At 55.1% G+C, this 17,357-nt stretch carries 14 protein-coding genes; 7 read left to right on the forward strand and 7 right to left on the reverse strand.

The window, feature by feature from the left end:
* Positions 1–241: 241 nt before the first annotated feature.
* Positions 242–787, reverse strand: coding sequence for an oligoribonuclease (gene orn / locus MJ923_RS15560; protein WP_240591877.1), 546 nt, complete (start codon positions 785–787; stop codon positions 242–244).
* 110 nt (positions 788–897) lie between these two features.
* Between orn and rsgA the strand changes: the two genes are divergently transcribed.
* The 5 genes from rsgA to MJ923_RS15585 all read left to right on the forward strand — a co-directional run bounded on the left by rsgA (position 898) and on the right by MJ923_RS15585 (position 7,758).
* Positions 898–1,953: a small ribosomal subunit biogenesis GTPase RsgA gene (gene rsgA, locus MJ923_RS15565; RefSeq protein ID WP_240591878.1), complete on the forward strand. Its 1,056-nt coding sequence runs from the start codon at positions 898–900 to the stop codon at positions 1,951–1,953.
* A 36-nt stretch (positions 1,954–1,989) separates the two neighbouring features.
* Complete coding sequence (gene asd / locus MJ923_RS15570; protein WP_240591879.1) at positions 1,990–2,853, forward strand: archaetidylserine decarboxylase; 864 nt, start codon at positions 1,990–1,992, stop codon at positions 2,851–2,853.
* A complete protein-coding gene (locus tag MJ923_RS15575) occupies positions 2,853–3,731 on the forward strand; it encodes a DMT family transporter (RefSeq protein WP_240591880.1) in 879 nt (292 codons plus the stop codon). The genes asd and MJ923_RS15575 overlap by 1 nt, the downstream gene beginning before the upstream one ends.
* Before the next feature lie 71 nt (positions 3,732–3,802).
* The gene (locus MJ923_RS15580) at positions 3,803–7,009 is read left to right on the forward strand and encodes a mechanosensitive ion channel domain-containing protein (protein ID WP_240591881.1); all 3,207 of its coding nucleotides are present in this window, start codon (positions 3,803–3,805) and stop codon (positions 7,007–7,009) included.
* A 26-nt stretch (positions 7,010–7,035) separates the two neighbouring features.
* On the forward strand, positions 7,036–7,758 hold the full coding sequence (locus MJ923_RS15585; protein ID WP_240591882.1) for a glycerophosphodiester phosphodiesterase: 723 nt from the start codon (positions 7,036–7,038) through the stop codon (positions 7,756–7,758).
* 2 nt (positions 7,759–7,760) lie between these two features.
* Here MJ923_RS15585 and MJ923_RS15590 read toward each other — a convergent pair whose 3' ends face one another.
* Positions 7,761–8,093, reverse strand: a complete 333-nt coding sequence (locus MJ923_RS15590) for a DUF3392 domain-containing protein (protein ID WP_126168227.1) — start codon at positions 8,091–8,093, stop codon at positions 7,761–7,763.
* 54 nt (positions 8,094–8,147) lie between these two features.
* Between MJ923_RS15590 and MJ923_RS15595 the strand changes: the two genes are divergently transcribed.
* Positions 8,148–9,074 carry a D-2-hydroxyacid dehydrogenase gene (locus tag MJ923_RS15595; RefSeq protein WP_240591883.1) on the forward strand — a complete coding sequence of 309 codons (927 nt, stop codon included), beginning with the start codon at positions 8,148–8,150 and terminating at the stop codon, positions 9,072–9,074.
* Positions 9,075–9,261: 187 nt separating this feature from the next.
* Here MJ923_RS15595 and MJ923_RS15600 read toward each other — a convergent pair whose 3' ends face one another.
* Positions 9,262–10,839 carry a methyl-accepting chemotaxis protein gene (locus MJ923_RS15600; protein ID WP_240591884.1) on the reverse strand — a complete coding sequence of 526 codons (1,578 nt, stop codon included), beginning with the start codon at positions 10,837–10,839 and terminating at the stop codon, positions 9,262–9,264.
* A gap of 276 nt (positions 10,840–11,115) precedes the next feature.
* Here MJ923_RS15600 and MJ923_RS15605 point away from each other — a divergent pair, with 276 nt between their 5' ends.
* Positions 11,116–11,307 carry a bacterioferritin-associated ferredoxin gene (locus MJ923_RS15605; RefSeq protein WP_126168230.1) on the forward strand — a complete coding sequence of 64 codons (192 nt, stop codon included), beginning with the start codon at positions 11,116–11,118 and terminating at the stop codon, positions 11,305–11,307.
* Positions 11,308–11,397: 90 nt separating this feature from the next.
* Here the strand turns inward: MJ923_RS15605 and parC are convergent, their stop codons facing one another.
* The 4 genes from parC to MJ923_RS15625 form a co-directional block, all read right to left on the reverse strand.
* Positions 11,398–13,668: a DNA topoisomerase IV subunit A gene (gene parC, locus MJ923_RS15610; RefSeq protein WP_240591885.1), complete on the reverse strand. Its 2,271-nt coding sequence runs from the start codon at positions 13,666–13,668 to the stop codon at positions 11,398–11,400.
* A complete protein-coding gene (locus MJ923_RS15615; protein WP_240592057.1) occupies positions 13,665–14,753 on the reverse strand; it encodes a PQQ-dependent sugar dehydrogenase in 1,089 nt (362 codons plus the stop codon). Before MJ923_RS15615 ends, parC begins: the two co-directional genes overlap by 4 nt.
* Before the next feature lie 82 nt (positions 14,754–14,835).
* Positions 14,836–16,722, reverse strand: a complete 1,887-nt coding sequence (parE, locus tag MJ923_RS15620; RefSeq protein ID WP_240591886.1) for a DNA topoisomerase IV subunit B — start codon at positions 16,720–16,722, stop codon at positions 14,836–14,838.
* 55 nt (positions 16,723–16,777) lie between these two features.
* Positions 16,778–17,353, reverse strand: coding sequence for a YqiA/YcfP family alpha/beta fold hydrolase (locus tag MJ923_RS15625; RefSeq protein WP_240591887.1), 576 nt, complete (start codon positions 17,351–17,353; stop codon positions 16,778–16,780).
* Positions 17,354–17,357 lie beyond the last annotated feature (4 nt).

Here is a 17,357-nt window from a genome sequence, read left to right on the forward strand (position 1 = left end):
GGTTCGAACCGATGACCTATACCTTGGCAAGGTATCGCTCTACCAACTGAGCTAATGTCGCGTCTCGTGCTATATCACCCGTTTACCAATTTTAAGGTATCGTCCCTTTTTACCGGCAACTGAGCTAATGTCGCATCTCGAATTTACCATCACAGCAGCACGCCACTGCGAAGGTGAGGCCGCATTATATGAAAATTTCCAACCTCTGCAAGCCCCCGCAATAGATTTATCTATCGTTTGCTCAAATTTTAAATACTTTTTCGCGATAGAACTGCAGCTCAGCGATGGATTCCTGAATATCGAGCAACGCCTGATGGGTGCCTTGCTTCTTGAAACCTTTCATCACTTCCGGATCCCAACGCTTTACCAACTCTTTGATAGTGCTGACATCAATGTTGCGGTAGTGGAAAAAGTCCTCAAGTTCACGCATGTATTTGTTCAGGAATCGGCGATCCTGGCCAACGCTGTTGCCACACATGGGTGAAGCGCCTTTGGGCACATATAGGGAGAGGAATTCGATGGTTTGGGCAATGGCATCAGCCTCGGTATGGGTGCTGGCTCTGACGCGATCGATCAGGCCCGACTCACCGTGGTGCTTCTGGTTCCAGTCATCCATAGCCGCCAAAACCTCATCAGACTGGTGAATGGCGAGTACCGGGCCCTGCGCCAGGATATTCAGCTCCTGATCGGTAACCAGTGTCGCGATTTCCAGGATCCTGTCGACCTCAGGCTCAAGCCCGGTCATTTCAAGATCAATCCAGATAAGATTTTTTGCATCTGCAGCCATATACCTGCCTTTTGGTTCCAATGCCGTATTTTCAGGCTTTTTTGTCAAAGACCGTGTATCATACTGCTTTTTATCCCTAACCACATCAGATTATTGACGAAGATAGCCCTGTGAGTAAAAAGAAACCACTCAGTCATGGCCAACTGCGCCGCATGCGAGCCAATCACGAAAAAAGGCTTAATCGCGGCAAGCCAGAAAAACAACTGCCTGAATTACAGGATAGTTCACTTGGGGCAGAAGAGCCCGCTATTGTGATATCCCGTTTTGGGCAGCATGCCGATGTGGAAGTGGGCTCCGGCGAGATAATCCGTTGCAACATCCGCCGTACCGTGCAGAGCCTGGTCACTGGCGACAAAGTGATAGTGCGTCAGGCACAGGATGATGGCAGCGCCATCGGTGGCGTTGTCGAAGCCGTACATCCGCGCACCTCATCTTTGACCCGCCCTGACCTCTACGATGGCGTAAAAATCATTGCCGCCAATATCGACCAAATTCTGATTGTTACCTCAGTGATGCCCGCCTTCACCACGCAAATCATCGACCGCTATCTGGTGGCCTCGGAAGACACAGGCATAAAGCCGGTGGTCATCCTCAATAAGATGGATTTGCTGGACGAAGACAGCCGCAACGACATCGAACAGGCCCTGAAGCGCTACGAGTCACTGGGTTACCCCGTGTACCAGGTAAGCAGCAAGTCAAAAGAAGGCATTGAAACACTGCAGGGCCTTTTGAAAGACAAGATAAGCGTCTTTGTCGGCCAATCCGGTGTGGGTAAATCATCAATGATCAACGCCCTGTTGCCGGATGCCGAACTGCTGACCGGCGATGTCTCCGAAAACTCAGGACTTGGCCAGCACACCACCACCACCGCCCGCTTACTGCACTTGCCAAGCGGCGGCGATCTGATAGATTCCCCCGGCGTGCGAGAGTTTGCCCTCTGGCATCTGCCGGCCGACCGGGTCAGCTGGTGCTTTGTCGAATTCCGCGACTATCTGGGCACCTGTAAGTTTCGCGATTGCAAACACCAGGACGACCCCGGCTGCAGCATCCGCGAAGCACTGGAAGACGGAAAAATCCATCAGGACAGATTCAATAACTATCACAGGATCATCGCCAGCCTCGATGAACAGCGCCACGCGCGCCACTTCAGGCACAGCGAGGAATGATCCGGCAACACATTGAAAGCGCAAGGATATACATAAGTGGATAAAGTGAAGATAGCCCTTCAATACATAATGCCAAAGCATTTGGTTTCCCGTATCGTGGGCAAATTTGCCGCCGCCGAAGCTGGCGCGGCCACCACCGCCTTTATCAAGTGGTTCATCAAGCAGTACGGCATCAATATGAACGAAGCCCTGCACTCAGAGCCCGAGGCCTACAAGACCTTCAACGACTTCTTTACCCGTGAACTCAAGCCTGGTCTTCGCCCTGTGACTGCCGACAAGGACATCATGGTGCACCCAGTGGATGGCGCGGTAAGCCAGCTTGGCCCCATTGAAGATGGTCGAATCTTCCAGGCCAAGGGACACCACTACTCAGCGCTGGCACTGCTTGGCGGCCAGGCGGATGATGCCGCCCGCTTTGAAGGTGGTGACTTTGCCACAATTTACCTGGCGCCGAAGGATTATCACCGTATCCACATGCCTATCAAGGGCACCTTGTCGAAGATGACCTATGTACCCGGCGAGCTGTTTTCAGTGAACCCACTGACTGCCCGCAACGTGCCCGGCCTGTTTGCCCGCAACGAACGTGTAGTCGCCATTTTCGAAACCGAAAAAGGCCCACTGGCCATGGTATTGGTTGGCGCGACCATAGTTGCCAGCATCGAAACCGTGTGGGCTGGTACTGTAACGCCTCCTACCGGCAAGAAAGTCTTTACCTGGGACTACCCCACCGAAGGCCCCGACGCCCTTACGCTGGAGAAAGGTGCCGAAATGGGCCGCTTCAAGCTGGGCAGCACAGTGGTGATGCTGTTTGCCAAAGACGCCATCGATGAATTTGCTGACGGCGTTGAGCCGGAAGCCGTTACCCGTATGGGTCAGCCCTTCGCCAAACTGGAAGACTGATGTCAAAAGGCGCGCCCTCGGGCCTGTTGGAATTGCATTTGGCGGTGCTGCTGTTTGGCGGCACCGCGCTGTTTTCCAAGCTGATCCCGCTCGGCGCTCTCGATATCACGGTTTTTCGCTGCGCCATCGCCGCCCTGGTGCTGGCGCTGATTGTTAAGCTCAGTCGCCAGCCCATTCGCCTTCGACAGCTGCGTGACTACGGCATCGCCCTGATGCTCGGCGTTATCGTCAGCCTGCACTGGGTGACCTACTTCGCCTCCATGCAAATGTCCTCTGTGGCCATCGGCATGATTGCCTTTTTCACCTACCCCGTGATGACGGTACTGGTCGAGCCCTGGGTCAACGGCACCCGGCTGCAACTGCAGGACATCATCTGTGGTATTGCCGTGTTGACTGGGGTGGCCCTGCTCATTCCAGAAGCCAGTCTTGGCAACGATGTCACCCTGGGCATTTTGATTGGCATACTGTCGGCGGCACTGTTTACCGCGCGTAATTTGCTGCATAAACGCTACTTTGCCCAGTACAGCGGCCCCCAGGCCATGTTCTATCAAACTGCGGTAGCGGCGGTGTTTTTGGGCAGCTTTGTTGAATCCAATCCCACCGAGCTGGACGCCAATGTCTGGCAACTGCTGTTACTGCTTGGAGTGGTGTTCACCGCCATGCCCCATGCGCTGTTTACCTCGGCCTTAAGACACCTCAGCGCTAAAACCGTTGGGCTGGTGTCCTGCCTTCAGCCCTTCTACGGCACGGTATTGGCGCTGTTGTTGCTGGGGGAGTCCCCAAGCTCCAGTACCCTGATTGGCGGCTTACTGGTAGTGGCCACCGCCGTATTTGAAACCACCCAGAGCCACAGATCACAGCGGCAAAAAAAGGCCTGAGACATACATACCAATTCCCGTGGGCTTTGGTAACATGGTCGAGGTATTCCCATTTGCCCAAGCCCGGTACCATGTTACGTATTCTGCTGATAGCGCTCGTTTTTTCTTCTTTTCTTTGCCAAGCCAACTCTCCCCTTCAGTTGGATAAACGCCTTGGGTTTACGCCAACTGAAGCTCAGACTCAAGCCACCCCGGCGCAGCAAACCCAGGATCTGCTGAGCAGCATCGAAACCCTGTCACAAATGGCAGGGGAGTATCAGGATCAGCTGCTGAGCTTCGATACCGAGAAAGCCACCCTCAACAAAGCCCTCGCCAGCGCTCAGAAAGAGCTGCAATTGGCTCGCAGGCAGGATTTGAATCAACAGGCATCGGCAGCCTATTTGCGCCTCTCCGAGCTTAAGGAAACCGAAAGCCAGTTAAGCCAGCAGCAAAGCAGCCTGCTGCAGCGACATAATCAATTGCCAGGTGCTGTCTCATCCGCACGTCAGGCATTGATGCAACATCAAAAGGCACCTCTGTCGGCACCCGATACCACCATGGGGCTGCTGCAACAAACCCAGCGGCAGTATTACGAACAAAATCTGGCCACGCTGGAGGCCGAGCAAACCTCCAGCCAAAAACGTATCGAGTTGGTACAGCTGCGTCTTAAAGTGGTGCGTGCCCAACTGGCGCAGCAAGAGCTGTTTATCGAAAAGCTGAACCGTGCCATCAGTAACGAGCGCCAGGCGATAACCGATGCCACCCTTGCCGACAGCCTTGCCCCCGCCACGTCCGCCGATGACGTCCTCACCCGCCGCCTTAAGGCCAACAACGAATTGCTCGGGCAGAAGCTGCAAACCCTCACGCTGCAAATTGATAACGTGGTGGATCAGCAGGAAGCCGCCGAGAAGCGCTATCAGGAACAGTCGCTGCAAATATCCAACATCCAGGAGCAGATTGCCTGGGTGAAGACCAATTCCGCCTTTGGCGAGCGCTTCCTGCAAATGTTGCAAAACCTGCCCAAGCCCCCCAATCAGGAAGCGTTGCAAAACCAGATTGCCGATACCCGCCTGGCGCGATACCAGATGGAGCAGGATCTGGCCCGCAACCAGGAGCAACTGGATGAAAAAGCACAGTTCAGCGATGCCCAGTATCAGTTGCTGCAAGCCGAGAACAAACTGCTGAAGCAACTGCTGCAGGGTTTTGATCAGTTACTCAGTGAGTTGGCCAAACTCAAGCTGAGCCAAAACAATCTCACAGTGCAATATCACACTCTGAAAAATACCCTGAGCGAGCACCTGTTCTGGGTGCCCAATGCCGCGCCTATCGGCAAGTTGTGGGTAACGGATCTGCACCGCAGCCTGATTTGGCTGGTTCAACAGGCACCCTGGCAGCAGTTATCACAGGCACTGGATGAGCAAAGCGATTATTGGTCCTGGTGGCTGATCCTGTTGGTGCTTTGCCTGGTGGTGCAGGACATAGTCAAACCCCGCTTCGACCGTGCCCTGAGCCGCTTTATCGCGCCTGTGGGTAACGTGACCCAGGATGACTTTATCTACACCTTCGAGACCCTGTTGGTCACCATGGGATACGCGCTGCTGCGTCCAAGCCCGGTGATCCTGGCCGGGGCCTTCTTTATGCTGAGTCAGTACAATCTGGTACAGGCAGTTGGCTGTGGCCTGCTGGTAATGGGCTGTGTGTATCTGGTGTACCGCTTTATGTTTTTGCTGTCGGTGGAAAAAGGCGTGTTGATTGGCCACTTCCGCCGTCCCAAAGAGGTCATAGAACACGGCAAGCAGCGGCTGAAATCCCTGATGTTGATCACCATTCCTCTGGTGGCCATCGTCAGCTTTACTGAGATTCTGGAATTGTCGCTGGTGCGTAACAGCCTTGGCCGCGGCGCCTTTATCATCCTGTGTTTGCAGCTGTTCTGGTTCTACCGCGACATCCTCAACTTTGCCCGCAAATACCGCGCCGAACAGCAGGATCCGGGGAAGAACCGCCGACTGCTGCAGCGACTTTTGTGGATGGTACTGCTGCTGACGCCGGTGATCAGTGCGGTACTGGCCTGGCGCGGCTTCTACTTCACCGCCTTCCAGCTGCTGCTGCAATTGCAGCTGTCCCTACTGCTGGCGCTGGGCTTTTTGCTGCTGTATCAGCTAATTAAACGTTGGATGCTGATTGAGCGGCGCCGAATCGCCTTCGATCGCGCCAAGGCCAAACGGGCCGAAAAGCTGGCCCAGCGTGAACGGGGCGAAACAGTACTTGCCGACAGTCAGGACGTGTACGAAGAGCCCAAGGTCGATTTGGAAACCATCTCCAGTCAGTCGCTGGGGCTGGTGCGCTCTTTGCTTATTCTGGCCTTCCTCGCCAGTTTGATTGGCCTGTGGACCCAAACCCACTCGGCCATGTTCTCTTTCCTCGACGGCATTAACCTGTGGAACAGCACCGCGCTGATTGATGGCAGTGAACAGCTGGTGCCCGTAACCTTAAAGTCAGTGTTGTTTGGCCTTCTTATCATGGTGTTTTCGCTGATGATTGCCACCAACCTGCCCGGTCTGCTTGAGCTGGTGCTGTTGCAACGTCTCGACTTAACCCCGGGTACCGGCTTTGCCATTACCACTGTGAGCCGCTATTTGGTGGTGATGGTGGGCACCTTGGTGGGCTTCTCTACCCTGGGGATGGAATGGTCCAAGCTGCAGTGGCTGATTGCAGCGCTGTCCGTGGGCCTTGGCTTTGGTTTGCAGGAGATTTTTGCCAACTTTATCTCAGGTCTGATTATCCTGTTTGAAAAGCCGGTACGGATTGGCGATACGGTTACCATCCGTGACCTCACAGGCACAGTGAGCAAAATCCAAATCCGCGCCACCACCATTATCGATTGGGACCGCAAAGAAATCATCGTGCCCAACAAGGCCTTCATCACCGAGCAGCTGATTAACTGGTCGCTGTCAGACCCCATCACCCGAGTCATCATCAAGGTGGCTGTGGCGAGGGACTCAGATCCTGCCAAGGTGGAAGCCAGTTTGTATCAGGCTATTAAGGAGTGTCAGCACGCGCTGCATACCCCAGAGCCTGAAGTTTGGTTTGCCGGTTTTGGTCAGCATACTCAGGACTATGAAGTGCGTGCCTATGCCAAAGATATGGGTGCCCGCTGGCCACTGAGACACGACCTGCACAAACGGATCAGCGCCAAACTCAAGGAAAACAACCTTGAACTGGCGTTCCCACAGATGGAAATCACCATTAACCAAACCACCAATGTGCCGGGACGTGACTCGCAGTTGCAGCTGCGCTGATCCCCATTGATGCTTCAGGAGCTTTTATGCTGATTTTTGCCCACCGCGGTGCCAGTGGTTATGCCCCGGAAAATACCCTCAAAGCCATGGAGCTTGCACTGAGCATGGGGGCTGAGGCCATTGAATTGGATGTGCACTGCGTTGAAGGTGAGTTGGTGGTGTTTCACGACCGCCATCTGGCAGGTAAAAGCAATGGTAAGGGGCTAATCCACCGCCAAACCCTGGCAAGTCTCTCGAATGTCACTGTCCGGGGTGAAGCCATTCCCACCCTGTGGCAAGTGCTTGAGCTGGTGCGCGGCCGCTGTATTGTCAATATTGAACTCAAAGGCGTGGGCACAGCGGCGCCTTTGGTGAAACTCTATCCCCGCATCCTCTGCGAGCTGGGCTTTACCAGTGCGCAGCTTATCATTTCTTCGTTCCATCATCCCATGTTGGCCGAGTTCAAGGCACAGCTGCCAGAGGCCAGAGTAGCGCCACTGCTCGGCTCCTTGCCATTGGATGGTGCTATGATTGCCACCCGGCTTGATGCCTATTCACTGCACCTGGATGTCAGTTTTATCAGCCAGCAAATCGTCGATGATGCCCACCAGCGCGGCGTTCTTGTTTACGTGTATACAGTGGATGATGCTGACGACCTGCGCGCACTGCGTGCCATGGGCGTTGACGGCGCCTTTTGCAACTTCCCGGACCAGGCCAAAGACGCATTGTCTGAGCCTGATCAATGCGATTATCGCGGCTGGTTTGAGTGATTTCAGGCCTGACGCTGGCGCTCAGCCCAAACACCGACAAAAATAAAACTAAAGGATAGTACAGCCATCAGCCAAACCGGTGACAGGCTGCGAAGGGTTGCGGCCAGATGTGGGCTTGCCCAGACGATCAGCAATCCAAAACCGAAGGCATTTACCAGGATGAAAATCAGGGTGCGCACCACAAAGGCTCTGGCTCCCACCAGGCGCTTCACCGCCCGGTTGAGATCGGGCGCCAGCACTATGAGTATGCAGGCAACCATGGCGGTGGCAATTTCGGACATCCAGGGATAGAGGTAAGACGCGAGGTCGTGAGTAAGACCTTTGATTGTTTCCATTCGACTAAAGTAGTTATGATAGCGCAATAACTACAAGAATAAGGGGAACATACCTTGAGACACAAGCTACTGCTGTTGACCCGGGAAAACGATCGCTATCGCTCCTTGTTGGCGTCTTGTCATTTACCGGACCTCGAATTACTGAACGACGACCCCGCGGGCATTCGCCGCGCGGATATCTGGCTCGCCGAGCCTGGCCTGGCGGCGCCACTGCTGGGTCATGCGGATCGTCTGCGCTGGATGCAGTCCACCTTTGCCGGGGTAGACTTGCTGGTCAAGCCCAGACAAAGGCGCGATTACCTGCTCACCAATGTGCGCGGGATCTTCGGCCCCTTGATGAGCGAATACCTGTTTGGCTACCTGCTGGCTCGCCAGCGCGAACACCAGCTGTACAAAAGCCAGCAGCAACAAAAAGTATGGTTGCCTGGCAGCTACAAAACCCTGCAGGGTTCCGAACTGTTGCTGCTGGGAACCGGCTCCATCGCCAAACATATTGCACAAACTGCCAAGCACTTTGGTATGAGAGTCACAGGCATCAACCGCTGCGCCAAACCGACGGTGGGCTTTGATGAAGTCTCTTCCCTCGATGCGCTGCCAGAGCTGATCCGGAGGGCCGACGCCATTGCCAGTATACTGCCATCGACTGAGCAAACCCGGGGTGCACTGAACGCGCACACCCTTGGTCTTATGAAAGACGATGCGGTGCTGTTTAATCTTGGACGGGGCGATGTGCTGGATTTGGATGCACTGGCGATGCAGATGTCGCAAAAGCCAGCGCAGCAGGCGGTACTGGATGTGTTTAACCAGGAGCCGCTGCCGGAAGAGCATCCGATTTGGAGCCTGGATAACGTCATCATTACCCCGCACATTGCTGCGCCAAGCTTTCCGGAGCAGGTGGCGGAGATATTCACCAACAACTACCACAAGTTCCTGATGGGCGAATCTTTATCCCACAGGGTGAACTTCGAGCGTGGTTATTGAGTGGCACCGGATTCTCTGAACAGAAAAGGCGCCCTTTGGCGCCTTTTTAATTTATGCTCTTTTGCCAGCGTTCCATGCTGTACCTCCACGTCATGTGTTTCTTGTGTCTGTGTTTCTTGTGTCTGAGTTTCTGCTTCCCGACTGTCTTTCGCCTGCCTTGCCGCCGGCGAGCCGAGCTTCGCTTGCGTTATTTGCCCTTGAAACTGCGCAGCAGGAACTGCTTCACCAGCGCCTCCTGAGAGCCAATTTTCTCAACCACACCGCGGTTCAGATGTACCATTTCCTCACCCAGCTGGCTGCTTGAAGTTGCAAGCTGCGAAGCATTGACAATATTGCGGCTCACTTCGTTGGAGACGCTGGATTGCTCCTCCACGGCACTGGCAATGTGATGGGTCATATCGGTAATGGACGCCACCGCCTCACGGATACTGCGAAGTGCTTCACCCGCCTTGTCCGCCAGCTCCACACAGGCCTGGGCCTTATCTACGCCCTGATGCATCGAAGCCACCGCTTTATTGGTGCCCTGCTGCAACAAGGTGATCATGCTCTGGATTTCGGTGGTGGACTCATGGGTGCGTTTGGCAAGTGCCCGCACTTCATCGGCAACCACGGCAAAACCACGGCCCTGCTCACCGGCCCTGGCGGCTTCAATGGCAGCGTTCAATGCCAGCAGGTTGGTTTGCTCTGCGATACTTTGAATCACATCCAGCACAGTGCCAATACTCTTGCTCTGTGCTTCCAAATCGGCAATGACCCCTGAGGTATCAACCAGCTGCGTAGACATGGACTCGATGGATTTGACGGTGTTGGTCACTATCATGTCACCGGCAATGGACTCATCACTGGCACGCTGGGACGCATTGGCCGCATCACTGCAGTTACAGGCCATGTCCTGCAGGGTTGCCGTCATTTCCTGAATGGCGGTTGCCACCTGATCCATTTCATATTGCAGTGACTCACTGTTGCCCTGCACATCTTCGCCTTTAGCGGCCGAGCTGTGGGCATTGGCACTGCTTTGCTCGCAGGAGTCAAGCGCCCTGCCCAGTACCGCTTTGAGCTCAGACGACTGCATATGCATCGCCAAATCGATTTGCGCCACGCAATCGGTATGGCCGGTATAGAGGTAGGTCATCAATGGATTGTTGTAGATGCTCTGGGCCTTCTTGACCAACTCGTGGTAACGGCGAAGGCACATGAGGCCGCCACCAAACAGGATAGCGACACTGAGCAGCCAGGCCACAAACCCGAGGCCGCCGCAGCTGAAAGCCAGGTACAGACCCGGTAACATGGCCAGCGCCGCCACCAGGGCGAGCTTCTGGGTCATGGTGGTTTTTACCTTGAGCCGCGAGACACTGCCTTTTTGATTCAGCTCCTTATAGGCGGCCTCGGCACGCTCCACTGACGCCCGGGTGGGCTTGGTGCGAACCGACTGGTATTCTACAATCTGACCGTTGTGGGTAATGGGTGTCACGAAGGCGTCCACCCAATAGTGATCGCCATTGGCGCAGCGGTTTTTTACTAACCCTTTCCAGGGATTGCCCTTTTTGATGGTGCTCCAGAGATCTTCAAAGGCGGCAGGTGGCATGTCCGGGTGACGTACCATGTTATGTGGCTGACCTTCCATCTGGGAAAGTTCATAGCCGGCAACCTTGCAAAACGCCGGGTTGGCGTATTTGATGATGCTCTTGGTATCTGTGGTTGAGAGCAATATCCAATCAGAGGGATAATCATTCTCTTTCTGTGTTACAGGTAGATTTTTTCGCATACTCCACCATTCCTCAGGATTTCATAACGCCAAAATTTCAACCTCTGGTATTAAATGCCACCAGAAAGTACCAAACCATCATAAGCAATTTTCATTACACCGCAGCAACATTTTTCACGAATCGCTCACATTTTGAGCGACTAACGAAAAGTTTAGGATAGATTGCTGAGATAACCAGCAAATGAGAAATCGCTCACCTATATAAAAAAGCGTTATTGATGATGAGAACGGTTTTTATTTATAATTCCCCCGTTCAATTGCTCAGCAGGAATCATCATGTACGTTTGCGTGTGTTATGCCGTTACCGATACCCAAATTCAGCAGGCCGTGCATCAGGGAGATACCACCCTGGCGGCGGTGAGAAAGCGTTTGGGCGTGGGCAGCCAATGTGGCAAGTGCATCCAGATGACCCTGGAGGTGATTGAGCGTCAGTTGGATAAAGAACCCAACTATTACGAAGTGGCCTAACCATACTTCAGCCAAAAGAAAAGCGCTGCCAGGGCAGCGCTTTTTTGTGGTTCTTTTTCAGTACCGCTTACCGCAAAGGTTCGGTTCCGCTTACAGCACAGGGGTATCGCCTTCGCCCAGCTCAACCCGGTCAACCCGCTGCAAGCCACGGGGCAACTTGGCGCCACGTCTGCCGCGCTCACCGCGATAATGCTCCAGATCGGCGCTTTTCAGGGTCAACTTGCGCTTTCCGGCCCACAGGGTCACTGGCGATTCAGCCGGCACCAGTTGCAGATGGATCAGCAGCTCTTCACGCAGCTTGGCACGCTCGGACGGGATGCCGATGATCTTGTTGCCCTTACCTTTGGCAAGCTGCGGCAGCGCATCGAGTCCAAACACCAGCATACGGCCTTCATTGGTGATGGCCAGAATCGATGGATTGGCGTCTTTATCCACCCGCCTTGGCGGCAGCACCTTGGCACCAGATGGCAAACTCAGCAGCGCTTTACCCGCCTTGTTGCGCGACACCATGTCAGCAAAGCTGCAGATAAAGCCGTAACCGGCATCACTGGCCAGCAAATAGTGCTGCTGATCTTCACCCAGCAGCACGTGCTCCATGGTCTCACCCGGCGCCAGATTGAAGCGGGTGGTTATTGGCTCGCCCTGGCTTCGGGCCGAGGGCAAGGTATGGGTATCGGTGGCAAACGCCCGGCCGGAGCTGTCGATAAACACACTCTGCTGGTTGCTCCTGCCCGGCGCGGCGCACAGGAAGCCGTCACCGGCCTTGTAAGATAGGCCTTCGGCGTCGATGTCATGGCCTTTGGCGCAGCGCACCCAGCCTTTTTCAGACAACACCACAGTTACAGGTTCAGTTGGCAGCAGTTCCTGCTCGGTCAGCGCGCGGGACTCCTGACGCACCACCAGCGGTGAGCGACGCTCGTCACCATAAGTCTCGGCGTCCTGTTCCAGCTCTTTCTTGATCAGGGTCTTGAGACGACGCTCGGAGCCAAGGATCTGCTCCAGCTTGTCGCGCTCGGCTTCGAGTTCACTCTGCTCGGCCTTGATTTTAATTTCTTCGAGCTTGGCCAGATGACGCAGTTTCAGCTCGAGGATGGCTTCTGCCTGGCGGTCGCTGAGGCCAAAACGGGCCATCAGCTCGGCCTTAGGCTCATCATGGAACCGGATGATTTCAATCACTTCATCAATGTTGAGGAAGGCGACCATCAAAGCTTCGAGGATGTGCAGGCGTGCCAGCACCTTGTCGAGACGGAATTGCAGGCGGCGGCGAACCGTTTCGGTTCTGAATTCCAGCCATTCGCTGAGCATGTCCTTCAGGCCTTTGACCTTGGGACGGCCATCGAGTCCGAGTACGTTAAGGTTGACCCGGTAGCTCTTTTCGAGCTCGGTGGTGGCGAACAGGTGCGCCATCAACTGCTCAACGTCGACCCGGTTGGAGCGGGGCACCAATACCAGGCGAACAGGGTTTTCATGGTCAGATTCGTCACGCAGATCCGACACCATGGGCAGCTTTTTCGCCTGCATCTGGGCGGCAATCTGTTCGAGAATTTTGCTGGAGCTCGCCTGGTGCGGCAGTGCTGAAATCACCACTTCGCCATTTTCCATGGCGTAGACGGCGCGCATCCTGATGGAACCACGGCCGGACTCATAAATGCGGGCAATCTCGTCACTGGGGGTAATGATTTCGGCTTCGGTGGGATAATCCGGGCCGGGCACCAGTTCCATCAGTCGTGGCAGTTCAGTTTTGGGGTTGTCCAACAGCTCGATACAGGCGCTGGCAAGCTCGCGGGCGTTGTGCGGCGGAATGTCGGTTGCCATACCCACGGCAATACCTGTCACCCCGTTCAACAAAATGTGCGGCAAACGGGCCGGCAGCACCTTGGGCTCTTTCATGGTGCCGTCGAAGTTCACGCCCCAGTCTACTGTGCCCTGGCCAAGTTCCGACAGCAGCACTTCACTGAAGCGCGACAGTCTGGCTTCGGTATAACGCATGGCAGCGAAGGACTTGGGATCGTCCGGCGCCCCCCAGTTACCCTGACCGTCCACCAGCGGGTAGCGGTAAGAGAACGGCTGCGCCATCAATACCATGGCTTCGTAACAGGCGCTGTCACCATGGGGGTGATACTTACCCAGCACGTCACCCACGGTACGGGCGGATTTTTTATGTTTGGACTGGGCACTCAGTCCCAGTTCACTCATGGCATACACAATACGGCGCTGAACCGGTTTGAGACCGTCGCCGATATGGGGCAAGGCCCGGTCCATGATCACGTACATGGAATAATTGAGATAAGCCTCTTCGGTGAAGCGCCTCAGCGGCATCTGCTCCACACCATCCAGGCTTAAGTCTATGGCGTCACTCATGGTTGTTCTTCCTGCGTCGCCGCCTCTTCTTCATGCTTGAAGAAGAACCGATAAACATTGCCTTTCAAATCATCTGAGATAAACAGCGAACCGTCGGTTCCCATCGCCATGGCATAGGGCCGGGCCACGGGAAACTCGCCATCGAGGAAACTGATCAGGGTTTCACGGTTAGCCACTTCCCCCTTGTCGATACTGAGCACCACTATCTGATAGCCGATTTTACTGGAACGGTTCCAGGAGCCGTTTTCGGCCACCAGCAGCTGGTTGTGATACTCGGCGGGGAACTGCTCACCGCGATAAAACAGCAGCCCCATGGGCGAAACATGGGCGGGCAGTTCAAATACAGGCGCCGTCACCTTGAGATTGTCGGGCTTTTCGTAGGCTGGCTCCATCACACTGGTGGCGTGCACATAGGGGAAGCCGTAGTGCACACCCTTGGTGTCGACACGGTTGATTTCATCCGGTGGCAGGTTGTCGCCCATCCAGTCGCGGCCTATGTCGGCAAACCACATTTTGCCGTCTTTCGGGGACCAGTCAAAACCACGGACAGTGCGCACGCCGGTGGCGATTTGCTCGCTGGCGCCGGTGCGTACATCGATGGCGAGTATCGAGCCGAAAGGAGCTTCCGCTTCACAGACGTTACAGGGCGCACCAATGGCGATATACAGGCGGCCATCAGGACCAAATGACATGGCGCGGGCGCTCTTTTTGGTTTCGGCGGGTAGCTTGCCGTACACCTCTTTGGGGCGGCCGGGGCGGCGCAGGCGCTGCTCAATGTCTTCGTAACGCAGGATTTTTTCTTCCAGCGCCACGTACAAATCGCCGTTGTGGAACGCGATGGCTTCCGGATTTTCCAAGCCTTTGCCGACCACATAACGACGGTCTACCCGACCATCGTTGTTGGCGTCCACCAAGGCAGTAATGGTGCCACCTTTTGCCGAACCGACAAACAGGGTGCCGTTGGCGCCCACGGCCAATTGCTTGGCGTCGTCCAGATCCGAGGCGTATAGCTCGATGCCGAATCCCTTGGTCACGGTAATGGTCATCGACTGCTCGGCAAACGCCGGCAACGACAGCCAGGTCATCCCCGCAACTAGAAGGCGGCCAAGGTTCGTGTTACTCAACATTCTCTTTTGCCTGTTATCTTTATCATGGGCATGGATGTTCTCAGATGACAGCCAAATCACCTTTAGTTTCAAGCCAGGTCTTTCTATCGCCGGAGCGCTTCTTCGCCAGCAGCATATCCATCAGCGCCACGGTATCGTCGGCATCATCGATGGTCAGCTGCACCAAACGGCGGGTGTTGGGGTCCATGGTGGTTTCCCGCAGTTGCAGAGGGTTCATCTCACCCAGACCTTTGAATCGGGTCACCTGCGGCTTGCCCTTCTTGCCTTCGGCCGCCAGACGATCGAGCACGCCCTGCTTCTCGGACTCATCGAGGGCGTAATACACCTCTTTGCCGATATCGATACGGAACAGCGGCGGCATGGCGATATACACATGGCCACGCTCTACCAGCACCCGATAGTGCTTGAGGAACAACGCACACAGCAGGGTGGCAATGTGCAGTCCATCCGAGTCGGCATCGGCGAGGATACAAATCTTGCCGTAGCGCAGCTCGGAAATATCATCGCTGTCGGGGTCGCAGCCAATGGCCACAGAGATATCGTGCACTTCCTGCGATGCCAGCACCTGCGAAGCTTCCACCTCCCAGGTATTCAAAATCTTACCGCGCAGCGGCATGATGGCCTGGAACTCACGATCCCGTGCCTGTTTGGCACTGCCGCCCGCCGAGTCACCTTCCACCAAAAACAGTTCTGATGTCATGGGGTCCTGACCACTGCAATCGGTCAGCTTGCCGGGCAGCGCCGGGCCTGAGGTCACCTTTTTACGGGCCACCTTCTTGGCCGCCTTCATGCGCTTTTGCGCATTGGCAATACACATCTCGGCCAGCGCTTCGGCGAGATCTGTGTGGGAGTTCAGGTACAGCGAAAAGGCATCACGCACTATGCCGGAGACGAATGCCGCACTCTGACGGCTGGAGAGCTTTTCTTTGGTCTGGCCGGCAAATTGCGGGTCCTGCATCTTGATAGACAAAATGAAGGCGGTTTTATCCCAGATATCCTCCGGGCTCAGCTTGAGGCCGCGGGGAATCAGATTGCGGAATTCACAAAACTCACGCATGGATTCCAACAAACCCTGACGGAAGCCATTTACGTGGGTGCCGCCAAGCGGCGTGGGGATCAGGTTAACGTAACTCTCGGCCAGATACTCGCCACCTTCCGGCAGCCAGGTGATGGCCCAGTCAGCGGCCTCATTATTGCCGGAGAAACTGCCAACGAAAGGCTCTGGCGGCAGCATGGCCACATCGCCCACCGCACTTTTGAGGTAATCCGTCAGACCGGCCTCAAAGTACCATTCCTGCACTTCACCGGTTTGCTTGTTGGAGAATTTAATTCTAAGCCCGGGGCAGAGCACCGCCTTGGCTTTCAGCAGATGCACCAGCTTGGTGATGGAGAAATTGGGGGAATCAAAATAACTGGCGTCGGGCCAGAAATGAACACTGGTGCCGGTGTTACGGCGACCACAGCTGCCGGTAACACGGAGATCCTCAACCTTTTCCCCGTGCTCAAAAGCCATTTCATAGACCTGAGCATCGCGGCGCACGGTAATTTCAACCCGCTTGGAAAGCGCATTCACCACCGAGATCCCCACCCCGTGGAGACCACCTGAAAACTGGTAGTTTTTGTTTGAAAACTTACCGCCCGCATGGAGCTTGGTGAGGATAAGCTCAACCCCGGGAATGCCTTCTTCGGGATGCACATCCACTGGCATGCCACGGCCATCGTCGATGACCTCAAGGGAGTTGTCTGTGTGCAGAATGACATCGATGCGACTGGCGTGACCCGCCAGGGCCTCGTCCACGCTGTTATCGATAACTTCCTGTCCCAAATGGTTGGGACGGGTGGTGTCGGTATACATACCGGGGCGGCGCTTCACAGGCTCAAGGCCATTCAGCACTTCAATCGCATCAGAATTGTATTGGTTGGTCATGGCGCACGTTATTTTTCGTTATTCAGGCCATGGTGCGGCCCTGCGGTTCGGTTTGTCAAGGTAACTCTAAAAATGCGGCGATATCCGGCAACTGCCGCTCAAAACCCACAAAACTGTGGTCTCCGCCGGGTTCGATCAGCATCCGACAACAATGGTATTTGTCCAGTGCCAAACGGTAATCCAGCACTTCATCACCGGTTTGTAATAATACAAAAAAGCGGTCGGGATTGGCTATGGCTTCCACGTCATAGCTTTTCAATGCTTCCCGATGCTCCGGCAACACCTGATAGTGTTCGTCGGTATAAGGGTTGTGCTGCGGACCGAGAAACTCTTCAAACAAATCATAGGGCGAGACCGCCGGGTTAATCAGTGCAGCCTTACCACCAAAGGTTTCGGCAAGCCAGGTAGCATAAAAGCCGCCGAGGGATGAGCCTATGAATCTCAGTGGTTCGCCACGCTCGCGGGCCTCTTGGGTCAGGTCGGCGAGCAGCTTGGCGGCTTCATCAATATCAGATGGCAATTGCGGCTGCAGCAGTCGTACGCCCGGAAACTGGTTGGCGAGGAAGTTTGCCGTCAGGACGCCTTTTTCGGATTTGGGAGAGCTGTTGAATCCATGTATGTAGAGCAGCATAGGT

Origin of the sequence: Shewanella zhuhaiensis (assembly GCF_022484835.1) — a bacterium.
GTDB lineage: Bacteria > Pseudomonadota > Gammaproteobacteria > Enterobacterales > Shewanellaceae > Shewanella > Shewanella khirikhana.

Bases quoted from the DNA above. Each gene is read 5' to 3' on its own strand.
- orn (WP_240591877.1), bottom strand. From the start codon at position 787: ATGGCTGCAGATGCAAAAAATCTTATCTGGATTGATCTTGAAATGACC.
- MJ923_RS15575 (WP_240591880.1), top strand. From the start codon at position 2,853: ATGTCAAAAGGCGCGCCCTCGGGCCTGTTGGAATTGCATTTGGCGGTG.
- MJ923_RS15580 (WP_240591881.1), top strand. From the start codon at position 3,803: ATGTTACGTATTCTGCTGATAGCGCTCGTTTTTTCTTCTTTTCTTTGC.
- MJ923_RS15585 (WP_240591882.1), top strand. From the start codon at position 7,036: ATGCTGATTTTTGCCCACCGCGGTGCCAGTGGTTATGCCCCGGAAAAT.
- MJ923_RS15590 (WP_126168227.1), bottom strand. From the start codon at position 8,093: ATGGAAACAATCAAAGGTCTTACTCACGACCTCGCGTCTTACCTCTAT.
- MJ923_RS15600 (WP_240591884.1), bottom strand. From the start codon at position 10,839: ATGCGAAAAAATCTACCTGTAACACAGAAAGAGAATGATTATCCCTCT.
- MJ923_RS15605 (WP_126168230.1), top strand. From the start codon at position 11,116: ATGTACGTTTGCGTGTGTTATGCCGTTACCGATACCCAAATTCAGCAG.
- parC (WP_240591885.1), bottom strand. From the start codon at position 13,668: ATGAGTGACGCCATAGACTTAAGCCTGGATGGTGTGGAGCAGATGCCG.
- MJ923_RS15615 (WP_240592057.1), bottom strand. From the start codon at position 14,753: ATGACCTGGCTGTCGTTGCCGGCGTTTGCCGAGCAGTCGATGACCATT.
- parE (WP_240591886.1), bottom strand. From the start codon at position 16,722: ATGACCAACCAATACAATTCTGATGCGATTGAAGTGCTGAATGGCCTT.
- MJ923_RS15625 (WP_240591887.1), bottom strand. From the start codon at position 17,353: ATGCTGCTCTACATACATGGATTCAACAGCTCTCCCAAATCCGAAAAA.